Source organism: Vibrio sp. SCSIO 43009 (assembly GCF_023716525.1).
GTDB classification, from domain to species: Bacteria; Pseudomonadota; Gammaproteobacteria; order Enterobacterales; family Vibrionaceae; genus Vibrio; species Vibrio alginolyticus.
Genome location: NZ_CP071843.1, coordinates 543,107 through 566,542 on the forward strand (window position 1 = coordinate 543,107; position 23,436 = coordinate 566,542).

The 23,436-nt window shown below is 44.0% G+C and carries 28 protein-coding genes; 16 read left to right on the forward strand and 12 right to left on the reverse strand.

What is annotated here, in order from left to right; all coding sequences use genetic code 11:
* Window positions 1-238: 238 nt before the first annotated feature.
* Entirely contained in the window at window positions 239-1,297 is a 1,059-nt protein-coding gene (locus tag J4N43_RS18095; protein WP_017821605.1) for a porin, read from the forward strand.
* A gap of 221 nt (window positions 1,298-1,518) precedes the next feature.
* Window positions 1,519-2,133: a fumarylacetoacetate hydrolase family protein gene (locus J4N43_RS18100; protein ID WP_017635857.1), complete on the forward strand. Its 615-nt coding sequence runs from the start codon at window positions 1,519-1,521 to the stop codon at window positions 2,131-2,133.
* On the opposite strand, the gene J4N43_RS18105 is transcribed toward J4N43_RS18100, so the two are convergent.
* The 3 genes from J4N43_RS18105 to J4N43_RS18115 form a co-directional block, all read right to left on the reverse strand.
* Window positions 2,130-2,441, reverse strand: a complete 312-nt coding sequence (locus tag J4N43_RS18105) for an AzlD domain-containing protein (protein WP_005385193.1) — start codon at window positions 2,439-2,441, stop codon at window positions 2,130-2,132. The two genes, J4N43_RS18100 and J4N43_RS18105, sit on opposite strands and share 4 nt — an antisense overlap.
* A complete protein-coding gene (locus tag J4N43_RS18110) occupies window positions 2,441-3,151 on the reverse strand; it encodes an AzlC family ABC transporter permease (protein WP_005375526.1) in 711 nt (236 codons plus the stop codon). Before J4N43_RS18110 ends, J4N43_RS18105 begins: the two co-directional genes overlap by 1 nt.
* A gap of 79 nt (window positions 3,152-3,230) precedes the next feature.
* Entirely contained in the window at window positions 3,231-4,058 is an 828-nt protein-coding gene (locus tag J4N43_RS18115; protein ID WP_017821604.1) for an AraC family transcriptional regulator, read from the reverse strand.
* Between the two features lie 229 nt (window positions 4,059-4,287).
* Between J4N43_RS18115 and J4N43_RS18120 the strand changes: the two genes are divergently transcribed.
* Together J4N43_RS18120 and J4N43_RS18125 are read left to right on the forward strand one after the other, a co-directional pair.
* Entirely contained in the window at window positions 4,288-4,920 is a 633-nt protein-coding gene (locus J4N43_RS18120; protein ID WP_005375522.1) for a LysE family translocator, read from the forward strand.
* A gap of 79 nt (window positions 4,921-4,999) precedes the next feature.
* Window positions 5,000-5,422: a GNAT family N-acetyltransferase gene (locus J4N43_RS18125; RefSeq protein ID WP_005375519.1), complete on the forward strand. Its 423-nt coding sequence runs from the start codon at window positions 5,000-5,002 to the stop codon at window positions 5,420-5,422.
* A 98-nt stretch (window positions 5,423-5,520) separates the two neighbouring features.
* Here J4N43_RS18125 and J4N43_RS18130 read toward each other — a convergent pair whose 3' ends face one another.
* The gene (locus J4N43_RS18130) at window positions 5,521-7,215 is read right to left on the reverse strand and encodes a phospho-sugar mutase (protein WP_025768465.1); all 1,695 of its coding nucleotides are present in this window, start codon (window positions 7,213-7,215) and stop codon (window positions 5,521-5,523) included.
* A 330-nt stretch (window positions 7,216-7,545) separates the two neighbouring features.
* On the opposite strand from J4N43_RS18130, the gene coxB reads away from it, so the two are divergent.
* Genes coxB through J4N43_RS18150 form a run of 4 tightly spaced genes read left to right on the forward strand, consistent with a single transcriptional unit; the run spans window position 7,546 to window position 11,833 of the window.
* Window positions 7,546-8,709, forward strand: a complete 1,164-nt coding sequence (coxB, locus tag J4N43_RS18135; RefSeq protein WP_005385208.1) for a cytochrome c oxidase subunit II — start codon at window positions 7,546-7,548, stop codon at window positions 8,707-8,709.
* Window positions 8,706-10,337, forward strand: a complete 1,632-nt coding sequence (gene ctaD / locus J4N43_RS18140; RefSeq protein ID WP_005375510.1) for a cytochrome c oxidase subunit I — start codon at window positions 8,706-8,708, stop codon at window positions 10,335-10,337. Before coxB ends, ctaD begins: the two co-directional genes overlap by 4 nt.
* Window positions 10,338-10,357: 20 nt before the next feature.
* Window positions 10,358-10,897: a cytochrome c oxidase assembly protein gene (locus J4N43_RS18145; protein WP_017821600.1), complete on the forward strand. Its 540-nt coding sequence runs from the start codon at window positions 10,358-10,360 to the stop codon at window positions 10,895-10,897.
* 51 nt (window positions 10,898-10,948) lie between these two features.
* A complete protein-coding gene (locus J4N43_RS18150; protein ID WP_005385214.1) occupies window positions 10,949-11,833 on the forward strand; it encodes a cytochrome c oxidase subunit 3 in 885 nt (294 codons plus the stop codon).
* Between the two features lie 24 nt (window positions 11,834-11,857).
* Here the strand turns inward: J4N43_RS18150 and J4N43_RS18155 are convergent, their stop codons facing one another.
* Window positions 11,858-12,094 carry a DUF2909 domain-containing protein gene (locus J4N43_RS18155; RefSeq protein ID WP_005375504.1) on the reverse strand — a complete coding sequence of 79 codons (237 nt, stop codon included), beginning with the start codon at window positions 12,092-12,094 and terminating at the stop codon, window positions 11,858-11,860.
* On the opposite strand from J4N43_RS18155, the gene J4N43_RS18160 reads away from it, so the two are divergent.
* The 4 genes from J4N43_RS18160 to cyoE are packed head-to-tail and all read left to right on the forward strand — an operon-like array spanning window position 12,093 to window position 15,333.
* Window positions 12,093-12,884 carry an SURF1 family protein gene (locus tag J4N43_RS18160; RefSeq protein WP_172563880.1) on the forward strand — a complete coding sequence of 264 codons (792 nt, stop codon included), beginning with the start codon at window positions 12,093-12,095 and terminating at the stop codon, window positions 12,882-12,884. The genes J4N43_RS18155 and J4N43_RS18160 overlap by 2 nt on opposite strands.
* A complete protein-coding gene (locus tag J4N43_RS18165) occupies window positions 12,874-13,410 on the forward strand; it encodes a redox-active disulfide-containing membrane protein (protein WP_158159391.1) in 537 nt (178 codons plus the stop codon). Before J4N43_RS18160 ends, J4N43_RS18165 begins: the two co-directional genes overlap by 11 nt.
* 11 nt (window positions 13,411-13,421) lie before the next feature.
* A complete protein-coding gene (locus tag J4N43_RS18170) occupies window positions 13,422-14,441 on the forward strand; it encodes a COX15/CtaA family protein (RefSeq protein WP_064376784.1) in 1,020 nt (339 codons plus the stop codon).
* Window positions 14,434-15,333 (forward strand): heme o synthase, encoded by a 900-nt coding sequence (gene cyoE, locus J4N43_RS18175; RefSeq protein ID WP_042521489.1) that lies wholly within the window; start codon window positions 14,434-14,436, stop codon window positions 15,331-15,333. Before J4N43_RS18170 ends, cyoE begins: the two co-directional genes overlap by 8 nt.
* A gap of 82 nt (window positions 15,334-15,415) precedes the next feature.
* On the opposite strand, the gene bamJ is transcribed toward cyoE, so the two are convergent.
* Together bamJ and J4N43_RS18185 are read right to left on the reverse strand one after the other, a co-directional pair.
* Window positions 15,416-15,889 (reverse strand): BamJ family beta-barrel-assembly machinery protein, encoded by a 474-nt coding sequence (gene bamJ / locus J4N43_RS18180; RefSeq protein WP_005375638.1) that lies wholly within the window; start codon window positions 15,887-15,889, stop codon window positions 15,416-15,418.
* A 13-nt stretch (window positions 15,890-15,902) separates the two neighbouring features.
* Complete coding sequence (locus J4N43_RS18185) at window positions 15,903-16,535, reverse strand: thiol:disulfide interchange protein DsbA/DsbL (protein WP_042521488.1); 633 nt, start codon at window positions 16,533-16,535, stop codon at window positions 15,903-15,905.
* 282 nt (window positions 16,536-16,817) lie between these two features.
* Between J4N43_RS18185 and J4N43_RS18190 the strand changes: the two genes are divergently transcribed.
* On the forward strand, window positions 16,818-17,444 hold the full coding sequence (locus tag J4N43_RS18190; protein WP_158159390.1) for an OmpA family protein: 627 nt from the start codon (window positions 16,818-16,820) through the stop codon (window positions 17,442-17,444).
* A 191-nt stretch (window positions 17,445-17,635) separates the two neighbouring features.
* Here J4N43_RS18190 and J4N43_RS18195 read toward each other — a convergent pair whose 3' ends face one another.
* The 4 genes from J4N43_RS18195 to J4N43_RS18210 form a co-directional block, all read right to left on the reverse strand.
* Entirely contained in the window at window positions 17,636-17,995 is a 360-nt protein-coding gene (locus J4N43_RS18195) for a glutaredoxin family protein (RefSeq protein ID WP_053350481.1), read from the reverse strand.
* A 111-nt stretch (window positions 17,996-18,106) separates the two neighbouring features.
* Window positions 18,107-18,649, reverse strand: coding sequence for a hypothetical protein (locus J4N43_RS18200; protein WP_158159389.1), 543 nt, complete (start codon window positions 18,647-18,649; stop codon window positions 18,107-18,109).
* Window positions 18,636-19,181 carry a YaeQ family protein gene (locus J4N43_RS18205; RefSeq protein WP_005375627.1) on the reverse strand — a complete coding sequence of 182 codons (546 nt, stop codon included), beginning with the start codon at window positions 19,179-19,181 and terminating at the stop codon, window positions 18,636-18,638. Before J4N43_RS18205 ends, J4N43_RS18200 begins: the two co-directional genes overlap by 14 nt.
* An 89-nt stretch (window positions 19,182-19,270) precedes the next feature.
* Window positions 19,271-19,480, reverse strand: coding sequence for a cold-shock protein (locus J4N43_RS18210; protein WP_005375625.1), 210 nt, complete (start codon window positions 19,478-19,480; stop codon window positions 19,271-19,273).
* Between the two features lie 365 nt (window positions 19,481-19,845).
* On the opposite strand from J4N43_RS18210, the gene J4N43_RS18215 reads away from it, so the two are divergent.
* The 3 genes from J4N43_RS18215 to J4N43_RS18225 all read left to right on the forward strand — a co-directional run bounded on the left by J4N43_RS18215 (window position 19,846) and on the right by J4N43_RS18225 (window position 23,020).
* The gene (locus J4N43_RS18215; protein ID WP_017635870.1) at window positions 19,846-20,142 is read left to right on the forward strand and encodes an alternative ribosome-rescue factor A; all 297 of its coding nucleotides are present in this window, start codon (window positions 19,846-19,848) and stop codon (window positions 20,140-20,142) included.
* Window positions 20,143-20,353: 211 nt separating this feature from the next.
* On the forward strand, window positions 20,354-21,796 hold the full coding sequence (locus tag J4N43_RS18220; RefSeq protein WP_017635871.1) for a transporter substrate-binding domain-containing diguanylate cyclase: 1,443 nt from the start codon (window positions 20,354-20,356) through the stop codon (window positions 21,794-21,796).
* Between the two features lie 333 nt (window positions 21,797-22,129).
* A complete protein-coding gene (locus J4N43_RS18225) occupies window positions 22,130-23,020 on the forward strand; it encodes a sigma-70 family RNA polymerase sigma factor (protein ID WP_017635872.1) in 891 nt (296 codons plus the stop codon).
* 26 nt (window positions 23,021-23,046) lie between these two features.
* Here the strand turns inward: J4N43_RS18225 and J4N43_RS18230 are convergent, their stop codons facing one another.
* The gene (locus J4N43_RS18230; RefSeq protein ID WP_005375619.1) at window positions 23,047-23,421 is read right to left on the reverse strand and encodes a hypothetical protein; all 375 of its coding nucleotides are present in this window, start codon (window positions 23,419-23,421) and stop codon (window positions 23,047-23,049) included.
* Between the last annotated feature and the right edge of the window lie 15 nt (window positions 23,422-23,436).

A 23,436-nucleotide genomic window follows, 5' to 3' on the forward strand; every position in this document is an offset into this window, starting at 1 on the left:
TTAAAGACTAAGTAAACGATTGCTTTTTAGGTTTTGTCTGAGATCTTTTCACTCGGTTGTCAGGAACTAATCAAATAAAGTGTCGGCAGTTGTTACACAAAGGTAAAAGTAATCTGGTGGAAACGATGCCTCGGATAGCCTTTGTATTCCTCTCTTTGTTCATCATTTCGTTTTTACGAAAGTGAACCAAAGCCGGGTCTAAAACTGACTAACCAACTAATAAGTAATGGATTTAGAAATGAATAAAAAATTATTAGCAGCGGCAATCGCGGCAGCAACCTTCGGTACTCAAGCAGTTGCAGTGGAACTATATAATAACGATGGCACAACATTTTCGATGGGCGGCCACGTTTCTGTTAATTTAAATGGATCAGAGCAAGGTGACACGGATGTGGGTACTAACTCTCCTCGTATCAATATCTCTGCGACACAGGATTTGGGTAATGGCTTCACCGCAGACGCACGTGGTGAATGGGCGCTAAACTACTTAGACGGTGGTGAAGAGTCGTTTAAAACTCGTCTAGGTTACTTAGGTATAACACATGAGGTTTATGGTCGTGCAGTAGGTGGTACGCAATGGTCACCTTACTACGATGTCGCAGGTATTGCAGATATGCCAATCGCGTTTGCCAACGACTTCATCTATGACGATCATGGAAACCTTGGCACTGGCCGTGCGGATAAAATGCTTTCTTACCGTAATGCCATCGAGCTGGGTGAAGCGGGTGTGATCAACTTTGGTCTTGGTTGGCAGGGTGCAAACGATGATTACACGCGCAACGATGCTGGAGTTATAACTGGCGGTGCTAAATACGATGACCGTGTGCAAGCTGCGCTTTCTTACTCAATCATGGGCGCTAAAATCGGTTACTCTTACAATGGCGGTGATTTCCAGCACCCTGCATATGCAGGTAAGCACACGGCGGAATCACACGTTGTATCAGCATCTTACGGTGCGTACGGCCAAGGCCTATTCCTTGCTGCAGTTTATGGTTCAAACGAAAACATGAACTTCAGTGCAAAAGGTGACCGTTTAGAAGAAAGTGATGCGTACGAGGCGATCATCGCATACGCTCTGGCGAACAGCCTAAACTTGAGTGTTAACTATGAGATGGTGGAAGGTAAAGAGTTTAAGAACTCTAAAACAGAAACTGCTCGTGAAGAAATGGCACTACAAGCAGAATACAACTTCACGCCTAAATTTGTTGGTTACGCGGGTTACCAGTTTGACCTAAATGACGACAATGGTCGTGAAACTGATGACAAATGGGCGTTAGGTGCTCGTTACTACCTATAATAGGGTTTAGCGAGAACTATTATTCAAGCTCATTGATCTAAAGCCAGCCTCGTGCTGGCTTTTTTGTCTATTTGTTTTACAAATACTTTGCTGTTTCAATTAGATGATACAAAACTCAAAACGGGGTGAATGTCTTATTTTTTACACTAGAGGTTGCTATTTAGTGTCGTTAAGTCAATAGGTTAGATTATGATGGGATTTTTGTTTTGCAGGGAAGAATGATGAGTGTTATTCAAGTTGAAGAAAAGAAAGTAGAAGTGGGTAAAGTGCTTTGTGTTGGACGAAATTACGTTGAACACATTCATGAGCTTAATAATGCAATGCCTGAGCAAATGGTTGTATTTAATAAACCCGCAACTTCCGTATCAACAACTCTGCGTTCATTCCATCAAGAGCCCCTTCATTATGAGGCTGAAATCTGCTTTTTGATCAAGGATGGACGTTATTCAGCGGTTGGTTTGGGATTGGATCTGACCAAGCGTGGTTTGCAATCCTCGCTTAAAAATCAGGGGTTGCCGTGGGAGCGAGCTAAGGCATTTGATGGCTCTGCTGTGTTTAGTCGGTTTGTCTCTTTGGATAACATTGATATCAATGATCTTAACCTTGAGCTCTTAATCAACTGTGTTCGTGTACAAAAAGGTCACGTTAACCAAATGCTCTATCCGCCGCTAACTATCCTGGATGAATTAACCAGTTACACAACACTTCAAGATGGCGATGTAGTGATGACTGGTACACCAAAGGGCGTTGGTGAGGTACATGAAGGTGACATCTTCCTTGGTCGATTAAAGTGTGGCGATGTCACCTTGTTGGAGATTGAGTGGTTGGCGGATTAAAGCCAAATTCGTAGAACGAGAAATACCACCATACTGATAACCGTCGTTAAAAGAACATTTTTAGTAAAATACGCGATTAAAGCAGCCAGTACGGCAGCCAGTAAAAATGGGTTTTGCACATTGACGCTGAGCTCCCCATCGGGAATGAAAACGATCGGTGCCCAGATCGCAGTCAGTACTGCGGGGCTAGCGTAATTGAGTACTTTTTGAGTGCGCGTCCCTAATCGCAATGGTAGCTTGGGTTCTAAAAACAAGTAGCGGCTGGTGAAAACAAGTACCGTCATCAGCAAAATAGCCAACATGATCATTAGCGTTTCTCCTTTACTTGTTCCACAAAGTAACCAGTAAGCATGGCTAAAATGCTCGAAATCATCAAACTTCCCTCAATTTGATAATAGGTTAGGGCAACTGAGCTCACCAAAGCCACAATAACACTCGCGAGCACCGCTGCATTTTTAATGGTGGGTACTACTATCGCGATAAAAGTAGCGGCTACAGCAAATTCCAAACCCATTTCGTTCAGTTCAGGGATTAGACTTCCCGCAATAATGCCCGTCAATGTCGCGACATTCCAAAACAGGTAAAAACTCAGACCAGCCCCAAGTGCATACCAGCGATTAAATTGTTTATCGGAATGGTGGCCTACAATCGCAAACAGCTCGTCAGTAAGTAAGAAGCCGAGTGATAATCGCCATTTTAGAGGGAGCGGTGCAATTTTACTGCGCATCGATACACTGTAGAGGAAGTGTCGAGAGGTGATAAAAAACGTTGTCAGTAACATGGTCACTAGACCTGCTCCCGTTTTAATCATACCCATCGCGACGAGCTGTGCAGAACCTGCGAACAGAATGGCGGATAGTGCTTGTCCTTCCAAAGGGTGAAGCCCAGTATCAATTGCGAATGAGCCTGCGAGTAAGCCCCAAGGGAGCACTGCGATACTCAGAGGCATCATCGCAAGTGTACCTTGCCAAAATAGCGTGGCTTTTGATTCTTTTTGTAACGGCAAAGTGTGGTCCATAGTTTCTTCTTATTTATTCCTAAATCAGATTACCAAGATAGCTCGGTAGTCGCATAACGCCTTGTACAATATTGCTGCTTTAGCTGTGACGGACGTATTGGCCGGGAGTGACGCCCATGGCTTTTTTAAAGTGTCGATGCAGATGGCTTTGATCATGGAAGCCGCATTCTTGTGCCACGTCTGAAATTTTTTGTCCCATTTTTAGTAGCTTCTTCGCCATACGTAAACGTTGCTGAATTTGATAGGCATGAGGCGGAAAGCCAAATTGCTTTTGAAACTCTCTCAGCAGATGAAAAGGGCTTAATCCAGACAGTTTGGCGAGTTCTTCTAGTGAGACGTCCGTTTGTGGAAAGTCTTCCAAAAATTCTCTGACTAGCTGCACTTGTCGCTGAGCTCTGGTTGACTCTTTCAGTGGTGCCCGATGAGTGCTGTGTTTACTGGCTAGCTTGATCAACGTGCCGTAAACCAAAGTTTCTCTCAATAAACGGTTGTCTGATTGTTCTAGTGTTTCAAATACCAATCGTAACTGACTAGCCAGCTCAGGATCGTAAACCACAGGTTGAGGGAAATAGGGCAGAGCTACATTTGGTGAACCAAGCTCTTGTCCTAAAGTTTGAAACTGCTGAGGTACAGGGTACATTGCTTTGTATTCCCAACCGCCTTCCGAGGCTGAATGCCCGTTGTGTACTTCATCTGCATTAACAAGGATGATGCTGTCCTGTGGCGCGATATGATTCCCGCCCGTCCTAAAAAATTGTTGTGCCCCTTTTTCGATGACACCAATAGTGTAACCTTCGTGGCTATGGCGTGAAAAATTCTGCTTCTCATACTTTGCATCGAGAAGTTCTAAACCGCCGAGCTCTTGAGCTATCTTGAAGGTAGCGATTTCCTTATTCTTTTCTTTCATCTTTATCCGGTCTGCTCAAGAAAATCATTTTAGAAGTGTAACGGATCCATCGTGCTTATTTTTGTACAAAATTGCTATTCGATTTTGATAAACAGGCGAATTGATTGCTACTTTTCAACTGGGCAAACTATGATTTTTATTTTTTGACTTATCTTGGCTATTTTGGGCTGGATGATGTTATTTTGTTGGTATAACATTCGCCGCCTTGTTGTAGAAAAGCGGTTCCATCATGATTGATTTATCTGTACTTCCTGTTTATCTCACCGCAGTAGTGGCTTTGTTGCTGTTACCAGGGCCCGATATGTTGCTGATAGCGAGCTCTAGTATGAGTTACGGTAAGAAGGTCGGTCTTTTTGCTAGCTTAGGCAATGCGACGTCTGGTGTTATTCTTACTTTGCTTGCTGCGATGGGAGTATCTACCCTGATTGCCATGAGCCCAATAGCCCTTAAAGTCCTTCATCTACTAGGTGGCGCTTACTTGTTAAAAATGGGTTGGGACTGCTTACGAGCTGAGGCATCTTCGGCTCCAGAGCTTGATGGTCAAAACAAAATGGCATCAACTTATTATCAACGTGCTTTGATGAGTAATTTGCTCAACCCTAAAGCCTTGGTCTTTTTTGTAATGTTTTTGCCGCAGTTTGTCTCAAGCAATATCACGGCATCTTCCGGTGAGCAGATGCTAGCGCTAGGGTTATTGTTGAACGTTCTTGGCTTGTCATTCAATTTATTACTTGTTGGGTTAGCAGGCACATTGGGCAAAGGGCTGCTCGAGAACGAAAAATTCCGCACGTATCAACATAAACTAATGGGGTTAGTGTTTGTTATTCTGGCGTTGTGGATGCTGAGTAGTTTCGCCTTGTAAAGTTATCATATTCCATCAGAAAGCCAGCAATTGCTGGCTTTTTGTTTTAGGATATTGGTGTTTCCTAAGGAGAGGATATATGAAGCTTGAATTTTGTTTAAATCCAGATCAAACAGACCTTGATTTTGTTCGTGAAGGTATTCGATCTTATAACCGACTGCATTTACCTGAAGGGGAAGTGCATGCTGTAGGCTGTTTCGCAAAAGATGAGAATGGCAAGATCATGGGTGGCTTGACTGGCGAAATGTTTAAAAATACGGTGTTTGTTGAGTTTTTGTGGGTAGACGCTGAAAGTCGAACCTCTGGTCTCGGTAGCCAATTAATGTCGATGCTAGAACAAAAAGTAAAGCCTCATGGGGTTACCCATGTTTATTTGGATACCTACAGCTTTCAAGCTCTTGAGTTCTATCTCAAATTGGGTTTTGAGAAAGTGGGGCAGTACTCAGGCTATCCTGCAGAGGGCATCCACAAGTACTTTCTACAAAAGGAAATTGTAGGCTAGGGAAAGCACGGGTTAGCTTGACTTGTTCTAGTGAAAATCAAAAAAGAGGCGCGAATTTGCGCCTCTTGTTGTATCAAATATCTATGTTTCTCTTTGACTTACAAACTTTGCTGGTGCGCGTCGATAAGTTCGTTCATCTTCGCTTCTGCTGCTTGCTGTGCTTGTTCATAGCTCATATCCGCAGGGAAGAGGTTGATGACTTCGTAGTAACATTTTAGTTTTGGCTCAGTACCAGAAGGACGAACAATCACGCGTGATTGATCTTCTAGGTGATAAATCAATACGTCACTTGCTGGTAAGTCAATGGATTCTTCAGAGCCGTCGTCAAACATGCGAACCGATGTTTTAAGATCTTCGGTTACTGCAACTTTTTTACCAGCAATCTCTGTTGGTGGATTGGCTCGGAGTTTGTCGCCGATTGGTGGAGAGTTCGGGTCGAGAGCGATGCTGCGTTGTGCGTTGAAGTAGAAACCGTGCTCGCGGTACAGCTCTTCCAGTTTATCCCACAGTGTTTTGCCTTGCGCTTTAAGCTTGCCTGTTAGCTGTGAAAACGCGACGATTGCAGATAAACCATCTTTATCCCACACCTTGTTACCCACGGTATAACCGAGCGCTTCCTCATAAGCAAACAAGAATGGGTTGGTTTCTGTCTCTTGTTCCATGGCAACGTTAGTAAGCCATTTAAAGCCAGTTAATGTTTGATAGTATTGTGCGCCATGTGCCTTAGCGATGCTGCTCAGCATTCTTGAGGATACGATGGTGTTGCCAACCAAAGCGTTAGGTTGCTGTTCCAGCAAGTAATCGCCAAACAGTGAACCCACTTGGTCGCCGGTTAACATCTGATACTCGCCATCTGGGCGTTTAACTGCCACGGCAAAACGGTCTGCATCTGGATCGTTCGCGCAAGCGATATCGGCATCTACGGACTTACCTAATGCCATCACCATGTCCATTGCACCGGCTTCTTCAGGGTTTGGGAAGTTGACGGTTGGGAAGCTTCCATCAGGTTCGCGCTGTTCCTTAACACTTGCCACTTTTTGGAAGCCTGCGTCGGCAAGTAGCGTTTCCGCCATATTCGCGCCAACGCCATGCATCGCAGTGTAAGCGATAGAAATATCGGTGTTGTTGTCAGGAGTAAGCAGCGCGTTTTCATTCATTGTCTTACGGTAAGTTTGGTAGTAGTCGTCTTCCAACCAAACTAACAAACCGTGCTGTTTTGCATCATCGAGAGACATTAAAGGTAATGGCTTCGTTGTTGCGTCATCAATTTTCGCTGCGATTCCAGAGTCGTGTGGAGGAATAATCTGTGCGCCATTTTCCCAATATACTTTGAAGCCATTGTATTCTGGTGGATTGTGGCTGGCAGTAACAACAACAGCGGCCGCAGCATTCAATGTACGGACACCAAACGCAACAATTGGGGTTGCTGCAACGTCATACGTTAGGTAAACCTTGATACCAAGGGCCGTCAGTACGGATGCGGTATCATGCGCGAATTGTTTTGAATCGGGACGACCGTCGTAGCCAATAACGACACCACGACTCGCGGCATCTTTGACTTGCTCAAGCAAATAGTTCCCTAAACCAGTGGCGGTCTCTTGAATCACCAAGCGGTTCATTCGGTTTGGACCTGCGCCCACTTTGCCACGTAAGCCTGCAGTACCAAAGGCAAGGCGTGAGCCAAAGCGATCAGTAAGTTCTTGTTCATTGTTCGTATCGACGAGGTGTTGTAGCTCTTCACGAGTCTTAGGATCAGGGTCTCGTTCTAGCCATTGCGTAATTAGTGCTGTCATATCAGTCATTCCTTAGTAGGGGGAGCCTACTTTCTTGGACACTTCGTTTGGTAAGTATCTCAATGTTTTCTTTTAAATCAATGTAAATGGTTCTCAATTACATTTCAAAGAGGGCAATCGATAAACCGAATTAATTTTTCTTATCCGAACAAAATTTAATCATATTTAATTTCTTGAAGAACCTTGGAACTATAACTAGCCTTTTAACATAAATATAACAAACCGTGTCGAAATCGTAGTTTTTGTGATTTTTCGTAAAGTTGTTCGATATTTGCATCGGGACGCAAGGAAGCTCGCGTAGGCGTAGCGGCTGAGCAGAGGAGAGATCTTTTGAAAAGATTAACGACTACTCTAGCCTTATCACTGAATGTGATTTTAATCACATTTTCCTCTTTTGGTTGGTCAAAGGAAAATGACTACAACATGACAAAAGGGGTCACAGAGATAAGTGGGCAAGTGTATGAATTACATATGCTGATTTTCTATATCTGCTGTGTAATTGCTTTGATTGTTTTTGGTGTGATGTTCTATTCCATCTTCCGTCATCGCAAGTCAAAAGGAGCAGTTGCCGCACATTTCCATGAAAGTACAAAAGTGGAAATTATTTGGACGGTCATACCCATCATCATTCTTGTCGCTATGGCGATTCCCGCAACGAAAACTTTAGTCGCAATGGAAGACACAAGCCAATCGGATATCACGGTCAAGATCACAGGCTCGCAATGGAAATGGCATTACAGCTATTTTGGCGAAGATGTTGAGTTTTTTAGTTTGCTTGCCACCAGCCAAAAACAAATTGATGGAATCGAAGCTAAAGGCGCACATTACTTACTGGAAGTAGACAACCCTTTGGTGTTGCCTGTGAATCGCAAAGTGCGTTTTTTGATGACTTCTGATGATGTCATTCACTCTTGGTGGGTACCGGACTTTGCCGTCAAGAAAGACACCATTCCAGGTTTTATTAATGAAGCATGGACAAGAATTGATGAGCCAGGCGTATATCGCGGCCAATGTGCGGAGCTATGTGGTCGTGCACACGGATTTATGCCAGTGGTGGTGCATGCGATGGAAGAAGAAAAGTTCGATGAATGGCTAGCGAGTAAGAAGGAAGAACTCGCACTTCAAAAAGCGGCGGCACAAGAAGCGCTCTCTCAAGACTTATCTATGGATGAATTGATGTCGCAAGGCGAATCGATATACACGGCGCGTTGCGCTGTGTGTCATCAGGCAAATGGTGAGGGGATTCCGGGTGCATTTCCCGCGATTAAAGGCAGTCCTATTGCAACCGGAGATGTTACAGAGCACATAGATATTATTGTCAACGGTCGCCCGGGCACCGCGATGCAGGCTTTTTCTAATCAGTTAAGTGACAAAGAAATTGGCGCGGTTATCACATATCAACGAAATGCATGGGGCAACGATACTGGCGATACAGTGCAAGCATCCGATGTGAATGCCTTTAAAGCACAAGGCAGTGCTAAGGAGGAAATATGAGTAAGCCAATAGATAAGGCAGTGAAGTCTGCGCCAGCAGAAGCCAGTGCGAACAGTACCATTGCGATTGATGATGGTCACGAGCATCATGCACCCCAGGGCATCACTCGTTGGTTGTATTCTACAAGCCATAAAGACATAGGCACCCTCTACCTTTGGTTTAGCTTTGCGATGTTTCTAACAGGTGGTGCGATGGCTATGATCATTCGTGCCGAACTGTTCCAGCCAGGGCTACAGCTAGTCGATCCGCAGTTTTTTAATCAAATGACCACGGTACACGGTTTAGTGATGGTATTTGGTGCGGTGATGCCAGCATTTACGGGGCTTGCTAACTGGATGATCCCGATGATGATCGGCGCTCCAGATATGGCGCTGCCGCGCATGAACAACTTGAGCTTTTGGATCTTACCTTTTGCATTTCTCATCTTGTTGAGCTCGTTGTTTTTACCTGGCGGCGGTCCTGATTTTGGTTGGACGTTTTATGCTCCGCTGTCCACGACTTATGGCCCGGATAGCACTGCGCTGTTTGTATTCTCTGTGCATATCATGGGTATCAGCTCCATTATGGGCGCGATCAACGTTATCGTGACGATCGTAAATATGCGAGCTCCGGGAATGACTTGGTTCAAGTTACCAATGTTTGTTTGGACTTGGTTAATTACCGCTTTCTTGCTAATCGCGGTTATGCCGGTATTAGCGGGTGCGGTGACCATGGTTCTTACTGACAAATATTTCGGGACTAGCTTCTTTGACGCAGCTGGTGGTGGTGACCCGGTAATGTTCCAACACATCTTTTGGTTCTTTGGTCACCCAGAAGTGTACATCATGATTTTACCGTCGTTTGGAATCATCTCCGCCATTCTGCCTGCTTTCAGTGGTAAGAAGCTGTTTGGTTATCATTCGATGGTTTACGCGACGTGCAGCATTGCATTGTTATCTTTCCTTGTGTGGGCGCACCACATGTTTACCACGGGGATGCCAGTTTTTGCTGAGCTCTTCTTTATGTATTGCACTATGCTGATTGCGGTACCAACGGGGGTTAAAGTCTTTAACTGGGTTGCCACCATGTGGCGTGGAGCTCTGACATTTGAAACGCCAATGTTGTTTGCCATTGCCTTTATTGTGCTTTTTACTATTGGCGGCTTCTCGGGACTGATGTTGGCGATTGTGCCGGCGGATTTCCAATATCATGACACTTACTTCGTGGTTGCCCATTTTCATTATGTGTTGGTATCTGGTGCGGTATTCTCGATCATGGCAGCGGCATACTACTGGCTACCTAAGTGGACGGGCAATATGTACGACCACAAGCTGAGTTTATGGCATTTCTGGTGCTCAATTATTTCCGTCAATGTCCTGTTTTTCCCAATGCACTTCCTCGGCTTAGCGGGCATGCCAAGACGCATACCGGATTACGCCATTCAGTTTGCTGATGTTAATCAAATAGTATCAATTGGTGGGTTTGCATTCGGGTTGTCACAACTGATCTTCTTATGGTTGGTGATCAAGTGTATTCGTGGCGGGGAAAAGGCTTCTGCAAAACCGTGGGAACGTGCGGAGGGCTTAGAGTGGACAGTGCCAAGCCCTGCGCCGCATCATACGTTTACTACACCGCCTAAGATTGACTAGCAAAGAGTGGGGTGAGTGACATGAAACCGAATCCATCAAACAAGAAGCTCACAGTGAAGTTGCTTTTGGCGACCCTGTTAATGTTTGGCTTCGGCTATGCACTGGTCCCACTTTATGACGTGATGTGCGACGCACTGGGAATCAATGGAAAGACAAGTGAAGTGGCCGCCATTCAACCGACAGGTATGCAACCGGACATGAGCCGAACTATTCGCGTGGAGTTTATGGCGCATGTCAGCCCAGATATGCCTTGGGAGTTTAGACCCAAAGTGATTTCGATGGATGTTCACCCAGGTGAAGTCGTACAAACCGAATACCTTGCATTTAATGAAAGCGGGCAGAAGTTGGTGGGGCAAGCCGTTCCTTCTGTTTCTCCCGGGACTGGAGCTGCTTACTTCAATAAGATTGAGTGTTTTTGCTTTAACCAGCAGCCTCTGGATGGTAAACAGCAAGCTCAAATGCCGTTGATTTTTTATATCGAACCGGACTTGCCGGAGTCTATACACACGTTAACGCTGTCTTACACACTCTATAAACTTCCCCCTCCTACAGGCTCTTAGCCACTCAGGGAGAGAGATACAGACCAAGGTTGGTCAGTAAGGAGAGAAATTATGAGTAACAAGCCAGGAACATATTATGTTCCCGCTCAAAGTAGCTGGCCGATCATCGGTGCATTTGCTCTGTTTTTGGTTGCTGTTGGCGCAGGCATGACCGTCCAGGGGACACAAAGTGACGGTGCAGTGGGAACCATTGGTGGCATTGTGCTAGCGGTGGGCTTCTTGTTCTTGCTTTACATGTTGGCTGGTTGGTTTAGTAATGTGATTACTGAATCACTGAGTGGAAAATACAGCTCGCAAATTACTCGTTCTTTTCGCCAAGGAATGAGCTGGTTTATCTTTTCTGAAGTGATGTTTTTTGGTGCCTTTTTTGGTGCCTTGTTCTACGCCAGAATGATTTCTGTGCCTTGGTTAGGTGGGGCAGATAATAACTTCATGACTAACGAAGTCCTGTGGCCAACCTTCGAAGCGATGTGGCCACTCACACTGACGCCGGGAGGAGAAACAACACAAGCTATGCCGTGGCAGGGCATACCCCTTACCAACACTATCTTGCTGCTATTGTCGTCTATTACGCTACATATGGCGCATATAAGCCTTGAACAAGACAAAAGAACGGCACTGATTGTTTGGTTAGAGATAACCATCGTACTTGCTGGCTTTTTCCTATATTACCAAGCGGTTGAGTATGTTCATGCTTATCAAGACATAGGGCTCACGTTGCAGTCCGGTATTTACGGTAACACGTTCTTCATGTTGACGGGATTCCACGGTTTACACGTTTGTCTTGGGACTATCTTCTTAATCGTGCTGCTGTTCAGAATCGCTAAAGATCACTTTTCGCCAAAGAACCATTTTGCCTTTCAAGCGGGCAGCTGGTATTGGCATTTCGTGGATGTGGTTTGGTTATGTCTGTTTGTGTTTGTTTACGTACTTTAGGCTCAGTGTGAACTCTTGGTTCGACTAATAAGGGCGAGGGTTTGGTGCTAGCCAACCCGAGCTGAGCGCAATAAGCAAAAGGACGACCACCAAAGCGGAGAACATGACTCGACGGCCTAAGTAATGACTCATGGGTTTGTCTCTTTTTTCAGGATTATCTGGGTCTTCACGAACCATTTCGATAAGCGCTTTTGCGAGGTTGAAGATAATGAAAAGCAGCAAAAGGACAAGCGTCAGTTTGAATAGAAATACGGTGGACATGGCACCTCCGGTTTCATCATTGTTGTTATCAAGACAATTATGGCTATCGAAACGGTTTTGGGTTGCAGTTGGTTTAACTGTGGTTGTGTTTTCTCTTTTGGTCAAACTGGGTTTTTGGCAGTTTGAGAGAGGGCAAGAAAAACAAGCATTGGAACAAGCCATTCTCGCGCGTGCGGATAGTGCGTACCAAGCACTAAGCGTCGTTCTTGAAGACAACGACTGGCGAGAGGAAAGTATCCTCGGGAAAAAAGTGGAAGTTAATGTTGTTCCTCAGGCGTTTCCCGTAATTTTGTTAGACAACCAAACGAACCAAGGCAGTGTGGGATATTTAGCATTTCAGATTGTATTGACGAGCGATGAGCCTAGTACCTATGCGTTATTGGAGCTTGGTTTTGTCGAGGGAAGAGCAGATCGCTCAATGTTACCAACGGTCACCAAACTCGATAATTCGATTTTCATCACAGGACGCCTGTACCGAAAATCTACTAATCCACTGAGCTCAGAGTTAATGCCGGAAGTTGGCGATGTTATTCGCGTGCAAAACCTAAACATCGCGCAATTGAATCAGCTACTGAATATTGAACTTATGCCCGCAGTCTTGCAGCCAGACAATTTAACTCGTTGGCCCTATGACTTTCCTTGGAATCCATTACCACTCAATAGTGCCAAACATTTTGGCTATTCGATTCAATGGTTTTCGATGGCAGGTGTTTTCTTAATACTGACTTTAATTGTTTTTGTTCGTTGGCAAAAAAAGTTGCGTCACATGGAGGTGAAGCATGACATCTAAAGTAACCAAAGGACGACTAATGTTGATTGCGCTGGTTTGTACGTTCGCGCTTCCCGCTGTCATTGCAAAAGTCATTCTCACACAAGGGTGGTATCAAAGCGGAGTGACCAATAGAGGCGAGTTAGTCGAACCATACACGACGTTAGAGCAGCTTGGTCAAGAGTCACCTCTCAAAGACCATGGTTGGCAACTCGCTTATGTATTGCCTAACGAATGCACTGAACAGTGTAAACAGCAGCTTTACCTGCTTCAGCAAAGTCATGTTGCTTTAGGTAAGTATCAAGAGCGAGTAGTGCCAGTCGTTTGGCAGACTGAGCATTCAGATCCCATGGAAGTATCGATGTTAGCGATGCAAATGAATGAATTGGTTACCGCTAAAGTGAAACCTGGGCAAATATTGATCGTTGATCCTCTTGGGCAACTGGTGATGTCTTACTCGCCGAAACCAAATGAGGACTTAGTCCTATTGAATAAAGGTATGTTGGCGGACTTACGCAAGCTCTTAAAACTGTCACGAGTCGGTTAGAGGAAGTGCATATGAAATTAATTCAGTTGGTTAGATTCAGTTTGCTGCTAACTCTCGTGGTGATCATATTAGGGGCATATACTCGCCTTTCAGATGCAGGGTTAGGTTGCCCGGACTGGCCTGGTTGTTATGGGCACTTTTCTGTACCGCATCAAGAAGAAGACGTCATACGTGCTAACCTGAACTTCCCCGAGCGGGCAGTAGAGCATGAGAAAGCATGGCTTGAGATGATTCATCGCTATTTTGCGGGAACGTTAGGTTTAGTCATTTTTGCGATGGCAGCGATATCAGTAAGGTCTGAGCGTGTAAATTCAACCATTCCGATGTTGCTAAGCGTATTGGTGATTGGGCAGGCACTTTTGGGAATGTGGACAGTTACTCTTAAATTAATGCCCGTCATCGTGATGCTTCACTTGCTCGGTGGTTTTGTTTTATTGGCGTTACAGGCGATTTTTTACTGCCAATTAAAAGCGCAAAACAATCTCTATTTCTCTCCATCTTCTAGCTCTCTGAGAGGCTTTTCATTGTTGGTTTTTCTGGTTGTTTTGGTGCAAGTGCTCCTTGGAGGATGGACTTCGTCAAATTATGCTGCGCTGATGTGTACCACACTGCCGATTTGTGAGGGAGACTGGATGAGCCATCTCTCATGGAAAGAAGCGTTTTCTTTCTGGCAAACTGGATTCGAGAATTATGAATTTGGTGTCTTGGAGTATCCGGCAAGAATGACTATACACGTCACTCATCGTATAGGCGCTATTGTTACCGCCACCGTGGTATTGGCTTATAGTATTGGGCTTATGAGGCAAGATTCTCATCATTCACAGAGAATTGGAGGGTGGTTGTTATTCACTCTGGTGTGCCAAATTATGCTGGGTGTAAGCAACGTAGTATTTCAACTTCCTATCTATGTCGCGGTGGCGCACAACCTTGGTGCCGCTGTTATGTTGAGTCTCGTTTGTGTTAGCCAGTTTTACTTGTGGCAGGGTAAAACGGCTTGGAATTACACCGCGAAAGGAGTTCGCTATGAGTAAAGAAATCGCGCTGTCGTTAAATGGGCGAAAGCGACTAAGTTCCGTTTATTTGAAGTTAACGAAACCTAAAGTGGTGGCGTTAATGTTGGTGACGGCAGTAGTAGGTATGAGCTTAGCCCCGGTTGATGATTTCCCCTGGTTGCAGGCGGTAGTTGGCCTAACGGGGATTGGTCTGATGGCAGGGTCTGCGGCAGCGTTTAATCATCTAATTGACCGCCGAATTGATGCGAGAATGGCACGTACACACAAACGACCATTGCCATCGGGTGAGACTAAACCATCATCGGTGATAGCCTTCGCTACAGTTTTAGGTGTCTTAGGGTTTGTACTTCTCTATGCGATAGTCAACCCGCTGACGGCATGGTTGACTTTGATGAGTTTGCTCGGCTATGCGATGGTATACACAATGTACCTCAAACGTGCTACGCCCCAAAATATCGTCATTGCAGGGATTGCCGGTGCGATGCCGCCTCTTCTCGGTTGGACTGCTGTAACAGGGCAATTACATGCGAATGCTTGGCTGCTCGTGATGATCATTTTTATCTGGACGCCACCACATTTTTGGGCTCTGGCTATTCATCGTGTCGAGGATTACCGCAAGGTAGATATTCCCATGCTGCCAGTGACACACGGCATTGAGTACACCAAAACTTCTATTCTGTTGTATACGGTGCTATTGACTTTGGTTTGTGTCCTACCGGTTTTGGTTGGTATGGTCGGCGTGGTGTATCTTTTTGCCTCGCTACTCCTCAATGCTGGCTTTATGTACCATGCATGGAAGCTAAAATATGCACCAGAGCCAAATACCGCGATGGAGACGTTTAAATTCTCTATCTATCATCTTTTGGCGTTGTTCATTGCATTGCTTTCGGATCACTATATTGGTTTTTAACCTTTCTTAAAACAGAAAACGCCGCGTGGTTCGCGGCGTTTTTGGTTTTGATACTTTGGCTTTAAGACAAAGCTTTCTAGATTTATTGAATTTCTAGCAGTTCAACATCAAAGATCAAAACACTTGCTGGTGGAATTGGGCCAGAGCCACTCTTACCATAGCCAAGCGTGCTTGGTACGAAAAGGCGGATTTTCTCACCTTCTACCATGTATTGTAGACCTTCTTGCCAGCCTTTAATGACTTGGTTAAGACCAAATGAAATCGGCTCACCACGATTAACAGAGCTATCGAATACCGTGCCATCAATCAAGGTGCCGTGGTAGTGTACTTTTACTTTACTTGTTGCCGTTGGGTGAACCTCACCTTCGCCTTTTTCAAGAACCATGTATTGAAGGCCACTTTCTGTTGTGATGACGCCTTCTTTTTTCGCATTTTCTAGTAAGAATGCTTGGCCTTTGGCAAAGTTTTCATCTGCTACTTTATGGTTTGTCCAAGTACGGTAAATGAAAAAGCCCGCCAAAATAAAAATAATAAGAGGAAACAAAAATTTAGACACGTAATCTCCTTGTCTATTTAGGTTGTTTTAGCAAAAAGTTGATGGTTTCTGCCATGGCTTCAACGCTGTCATGACCACCAGTAATTACTTGATATTTTCCGTTTACGATAAAGGCTGGAACGGAGTTAATTTGGCCTCGCGTGGTGATCGCTTCTGCCTTAGTGATGTACTCAAACAGCGCTTTTTGCTGTGCTTCATCTAAATGGTAAGGGCTGATAAGGTTGCGAGACTCAAAGGCTTTCTCAACAGCGATTTGGCGTTCCTCAGCCGTTGCATCGGCACCCATTTGCACAGCAGTAAAAAGATCTGCCATAAACGCTTTATCTGGTGTTGATTCAAGCTGCATTACGGCAGTATAGAAGATGATGGCGCTCACTTGTGCACTTTCATTGAACGTTACATGCATTTTTTCAACGCTTTGATCGGTCAATGATTCAATTTGAGGGACAAACTCTTCCATTGAGCGGCAGTGGCCACAAGTTAAAGAGAATGCTTCAGTCAGGGGAGCTAAATCATATTCTTCAAGGGATACTGGCAAAACTTCGTATTGTTTGCCTTGCTGAGGCTGACTCTTGCCGCTATCGCATGCCGACAAAGCCATTACGGCAACAACAACAGCAAAGCCTTTCGATATGGTTTTTAACATAGTAGTGCTCTAAATGAGAAATTTGCGTTAGTTTATCGGTTAACGATAGTGACTAAAACCATTAAATAACAATAAAGTGAGACCATTGGTAACAGACTTTGCCTGACGTATGGGCTGCAAGGGTAGGGTATTTTAGTGTTGCTTTTTATTTGAGAGATGATTTTGCATTGACTCCAGTGGCATGAACGCTGCATAGACAAACCAATCGGTGAACAAAAGCGCTAAAGATTCGGCGTGTTTTGTCGACACAATGAACAAGAGTTTTTCTACGTTGGTAATGGTATGAAGCATTGGTTTTTAATTGTTTGTGGCATTCTGGCCGGGTGCAGCAGCCTCGATCAAGATATGGTCCCAGGTGGGAACATTTTAGATACAGCTCCTAAATCAAACACTGATCTGAGACACCCAGAGTGGGGATACCCGAGCGTATCCAATGTGGCTTCTTCCTCTCGTTCATATCAAACGGCGAGGGCGTCAGTAAAAAAGTCGCAAAACGTGACCTCTCTGGAAATGTTCCTGAGCAGGCATAACATTCCTCACGAGACGCTCAGTGGTGGCCACCTGATGATACGTTTGAAAGAGCAAGTGCATTTTCAAACGGGCTCAGCAAGATTATCTGCTCAATCTCAAGACTGGATTCGAAACATTGGTCACTATCTGGCGGGAAGAACTGATGTTGATGTCGTGATTGATGGTCATGCGGATAGTACGGGAGCTGAAAGTTTCAACGACACGCTATCTGAAAAGCGAGCTCGTGAAGTAGAAAAACAACTATTGGCGACGAGTATTCCACGTCAACGAGTGTTTTCTAGAGGCTTCGGAGAGTATGTACCGAAGTGCAGCAATGCGACAGCGAGTGGTAAAGCTTGCAATCGGCGCGTAGAGCTAACATTGATCGTGGATGAATAACGCAGACGTTGGGCGGTAATCTTCGTTGTGTTGTTCTTGCATACCCGTTATTTGCTTAGTGGAGTTTAAGTTCGGAGTTGAGCAAGAAGACTGAATAAGGAAAGCTCGCACGGCAACATCTAGCTAGAAAAAATAGAAAAGAGGCACCGTTAGGTGCCTCTTTTACATCCGCCAATGTTCATAGGGGGAACTTAGGCAAATTCTTTTTCAACGTAAGCGACGATGTCAGATGACTCGTATAACCACTGTGTCTCGCCATCTTTTTCGATACGAAGACAAGGGACTTTAACTCGCCCACCACCTTGCTCTAGTTCAGCTCGATGAGTCGGGTTATTTTTTGCATCACGTAGCTCAATGTTCACCGATTGACGCTTCATTGCACGGCGGACCTTTACGCAAAAAGGGCAGGCTTCAAATTGGTAAAGTGCGTATTGTTTCGCTTTTTTATCAATACGTTGCTGTTCTTCTGCGGTGCGCTTAATACCACGAGGTGAGAACACCACGTTCAGCAATAAGATAACCTTGCCTAAAATCCAACGGATAAACTTCATAATGATCCCTTGATGTTCATTGGGTAATTGTCCTTTAAGAATGCAATCATGATGCTTGTTGCACTGAACGTGAAGTCTATCAGTTGTTTGAAATGGATAAAACCATGTATTTTATGCGGAAAATAGGCGTTTAAACCAACCCCAAAAGCCACTTGCTGAAGCCGGACGGGCTTCTTTACCTTGATAAAAACTTTGCATGAGTTCGGTTCTGAATGCATCAACGTCCATGCGTTTTATGACAAGCTCATGCTGCAATGTATTTTGAGTCTGCTCGGCATGATCGTGCGCCAAGCTGAAATCCATATTTAAATAGCCTTGCGTGTATAACCAAAGGTGGGTGACTAAGATTAGGTCTTCAGCAGATTGGTTAGTAAACTTATCCGCGAGCTCATTACCCAAGGAGTCAGTCAGAACTTGCTGCATACGCTGGGTAGAGTGAGCATGTTGCTCGTAGTTAGCACTTGCTTCAATATGTGATTTGGTCAAAAGGCCAAGCAGGTGAAGAGTAGGTGCTGTTGTGGGTTTGTTCTCACAAACTTTTGTAAATAGTTGTGACTGTTCTTTTAACCAACGTCGCTTTGCTGCTTTATGTTCTTTAACAAAGAGGATTTCTTCAAATCCCATCTCTTGACTCAGTTCACTAAGAGACGTCATGGTTTTTTAGTTCCTTCACCGTTACTTCGATATGTTGATCATTGATATCAACAAAAATTGAGCTGCCAGTAATCATAACAGAAAGGCTAGTACCTCGGTCAAGGTGCTGACAAATCAAGTCGATAGCGTCATAGTCAAAGCTCTCTACGTTGACGGGAAGCATTGAGAACTTTCCTGACATTTTGTCCCACCAGACAGCCGCTTTGGTGTTATAAGTGTAAACTTTTACATGCTTTGCTAGGCGAGAAGCTTTCTTAATTCTGTCTGGTTCTGGTTCGCCAATTTCAATCCAGTGAGTAATGCTTTGATCATCGCCAACATGCCATAAATCAGGCTCTTCAATCGTAGAGAGTCCTTTTGTAAACTCCAGATTGCTTTGAGCATTTAAACAGTAAGCTAGAATGCGAGCCAACATTCGTTGCGGCTTTTCAGAAGGGTGGAGGGCGATAGTTAGATTTTTAGAATCGTAATAGTCATTATTCATATCGGAAATGGCGATACGAAATTTGTAAATGGTTGGTTTAAGAGCCATAGATTTATATCGTTTTGTTGGCAAAATAAGTTTTAGGCAAAAAAATAGCCAGCTTTAAAAGCTGGCTATCGTATCAAATTCTTTAAGAATTAAAGTACTTTGATTTGCTCTGCTTGAGGGCCTTTTTGACCTTGAGAGATAACAAATTCTACTTTCTGGCCTTCAACTAGAGTACGGAAGCCGTCACCAGTGATTGCAGAGAAGTGAGCAAATACGTCAGGACCGTTTTCTTGTTGAATGAAACCGAAGCCTTTAGTTTCGTTGAACCACTTAACTGTGCCAGTAGCTGTGTTAGACATGTCTATTTCCTAAATATCTAAATAATGTAATCTTTCGCCTCAACGGCGCTTATAGCGTGGAAAAATAAATTGCTATTGCGTACCACAGGACGACGGGTTACAAGTAATCCAACGAAATGTGAAAACAAAGAACTTTCTTTCTAGCCGTGTTTGAGTCTAGGTTAATTCCACGAAGAGTCAACATATATTAGTGCTTTATGGACAAATATTTGTATTTAGTCACTATTTAACCAGCATGTTTTTGATTAAATTTCAAATAAATGACGGTGATGTGAAGTTTTTTAGCATAAAATTCAACTAAATCTATAAATTTGACTTATTTATATAATTATTGTCCAATCTGGTTCGACCATTAAGGAGGATTTATGGCAAAGCGTAAAATCAGTCCTCAACCGAGTGGCTCACAACATGAGACCGACTTCGGCAGAGGTGAAATCAAAGACAACGCGTTAAAAGCGGTTGTTACCAGTCAGCTGTTCCAAACACGAGTCGTTAAAGCGAAAAAAGGTAAAGGTAGCTTCAGCCGTAAAATGAAGCATAGAGGCAAAGAGCCCTATTCAAAGTTCTCCCCAAGGTGGATTTTGAATAGGGCTTTTTTGTTGGTACTAGGTGTTTGCAAAACTGATGATATTCAATTTTTAGTACCAGATAAGTTTTCCTAATTTATCATGTACTGCTTCAACTGCTTCAACTGCTTCAACTGCTTCAACTGCTTCAGCGAGCTAGGCGTTGAAAGTACCAATTAAGTACTAAAACTTACTAAGTTAGATTCATATCAATAAGCGTCACTTCCTGTCTTATGCAACTCTACTATATCTTTAGTCTAATCAAACAGCCGAGATTATGGTTTAAAAAGACTGGTGAGAAGTAGGTATGTCATCGACGAGTTATGGTACTTATGGTTGCAAATGTAAAAAAGCGTGTGCTTCTTTATTACTACTGTGGCTGTCCATTTGTCCGATGGCGCATGCACACAAGTCAGAGTCTCATTCTTTAATTGTTGCTAACTCCAAAGCGTGGAAGCCGTTCTCTTACCTTAGCCCAGATGGTGAACCTAAAGGTATTTTAATCGACTTTTGGAAAGAGTACGCGGCGAACAACCAAATCGACGTTCAGTTTCTCCTTTTGGATTGGGATGCTTCTTTACAAGCCGTAAAAGAGGGTAAGGCTGACTTTCACGGAGGACTTGTCTACTCGCCCGAAAGAGCGAAGTATATGGACTTTGGCGCAGTCATAATGCCTATCCAAACCAAACTGTACGTAAATAAAGATGTACTTTCGGTTGATATCAGGAGTGTTTTAACTGGCGAAATGACGCTGCCAATTGGCGTTGTTAAAGGAAGTTACGAGTCTGAGTTTGTTCAGACGAATTATCCGAATGCACCTATCGCAGAATACATTAACAATGATTCGATGATACAAGCCGCCGTCGATAAAAAGGTGCTGTACTTTGTTGCAGACCTGCAAGTTGCTAACTTTTATATGGCAACCACGCCGGGAGCGGGTATGTTTGTCCCGACAATTAGCTTATATAGTAAAGATCTTCGGATTGCAGCAGGAATGCACAGTGCAACTTCCATTTTAGAGGTATCAAGAGCGTTTGAAAAAGTCATCGATACGGATCGTGAGCGGATCCTCACCCGTTGGAGTGTGGTGAAAACGGTTTATCCACTTTATCTTTTCCCTATTGCTATTTTCATTATGGCGGTTGCAACGCTTTATCATATTTTTGCCCTCAAACGTATGGTTGCTCTTCGGACAAGGCAGTTAACGATTGCCAATCAGCAATTGCTAGAGATGACGTTGACGGATTCTCTCACAAAGCTATACAACCGTAGACACCTGATTGAGCAATTGGCGCTACTGAATCATTTGAAGCGAAACTTAACGGTGATGGTGTTTGATATTGATGATTTTAAATCAATCAATGATCGATATGGCCACCTTGCTGGAGACCGAGCAATAGTTGCCATCGCAGAAGCCGCTAAGTCGATGACTGATGACCGAATGACATTGGCGAGAATTGGAGGAGAAGAGTTCGCACTCGTTACGTCTTCTCTGTCAGAGCGAGAAGCGCTCAATTTTGCCAATATGCTTTGTAAAGCCGTTTACGATCAGCCTGTTATACTGGGCGGACAAGCAATTCATTTGAGTATCAGTTTGGGCTGTGCTTACTATCCTGAGTTTACCCACATCGTGAGCTTGCAAGATGCTGACGAGTTGATGTATCAAGGTAAGTCTGAAGGAAAGAATCGTGCAGTTTTCCAAGTTATAACAGACTGTCAGCTTCAACCTGCGCTTCGTCAAGTGAATTAGGTCTCGCTAATTCAACTGATACTTCAAACCATCCTCAAGCCTCAAAGTTTTAGTCAGAGTAAGGTGGTAAGCGTTGACGATCACGTTGCGTTGTTTTCTTTGAGGCCAATTTGCGTACAAATACTATCACTTTCATATATATAAACCCCCGCTTGCTCACGTTTTTATCATAGAAGCAGTAATTGTTTTAAAGTGATAAGTGATTTCTTGGTAAAGATCAGAACCCCTGTCTACACTCAGTGTAAAGTAATGCATATAAAGCATGATGCATACGGTGTTGTACAAAAACAATTAAAGAAGATAAGAAATAAGTTGGCTTGAGAAGGACGGGGAATGAACAACGAATGCTTTGCTAGGTTCCGAGCTGTCACGGATGAACTGTCAATGAAAGAATCGTTGTCAGTTGGGAAAGACCCTTATGCTCACTATCTCAAAGATATTGTGGGGATTGATTTGTTGTCTCGTGAAGAGGAGTTGCATTACGCCAAACTTAATCGAGCTGGTGATGAAGAAGCGCGCGAAATGTTGATTGAGTCTAATCTTCGACTTGTTGTGAAAATCGCAAAAGGCTACCTCAAACGGCCAGGCAATAACTTTACTCTGCTCGATTTAATAGAAGAAGGTAACATTGGTTTGATAAAAGCGGTCGATAAGTTCGATCCTGAGCCAGGCTACCGTTTTTCTACTTATGCGGTATGGTGGATTCGCGAGAATATAGAAGCGGCATTAATGAACAATGGCCGCACGGTACGTTTACCTGCTCATGTGTGCAAAGAGATAAATAGCCTGGCTTTAAAAAAGCTCGATGCGTCAAAAAGTGAGAGCAAGGAGTTGTCTATTTCTGAACTCTCACGCTGCTCAGGGGTGAAAGCAGAGCGTATAGATGAACTTGTTGCTCTTAGTGGTTTTATTGATGTATCGACCACTGCGGACCTTCATCGTGTTCCATTTGTTCTTGAACTGTGTGAAAGTGAGTATACGCCAGATCCACAACAAGACTGTGAAAACCAGTGCTTTACTCAAGCTATTGAAAATATTATTAAAACCTTGCCAACTAAGTTGCAGAAAGTCTTAATCCATCGATTCGGATTATTTGACCAGAGAGTGAAAACCTTGTCGGAAATAGGCCTGTTGTTAAACGTGTCTAACGAGCGTGTTCGTCAGATGCAGATAGAGGCGGTTGAACGCGTGCAGAAACGTCTCCGGTTCGATGGTTGGGTTTAAGATTTTTAGCCCCTTATCCTAGCCGATTAATTTACTGGCTTGCTACTCTGTTCTTCCGTAAGTAACAGCAGCTCAAGCTGTGCTTTAGCTGCTGCCTCCAATCTCCATACACTCAATAATCGGTTAAGTGCTGCGCGATAAGTACGACTTTTGAGTAAAAAAGCGAGCGTACTTGTGTAGTTGTTTACGACTTGCGCTTGTGTCTCGACTAATGCGGTTTTGTTTTCGATGTCGATGTGTTGAAGGTTAAAGTCAGGAAGAAACGCACACTCATACCATACCTCTACAATTTCACGAATTTCGAGTTCTTCTTCAGGCACGTCAAAGTCTTGTAACTGGTAGTTTTCTGGTATCGTTGATAAATAAACCACATCCAATTTGTCTGCAACAAATGTATACATCGGATTCCTTAGTGT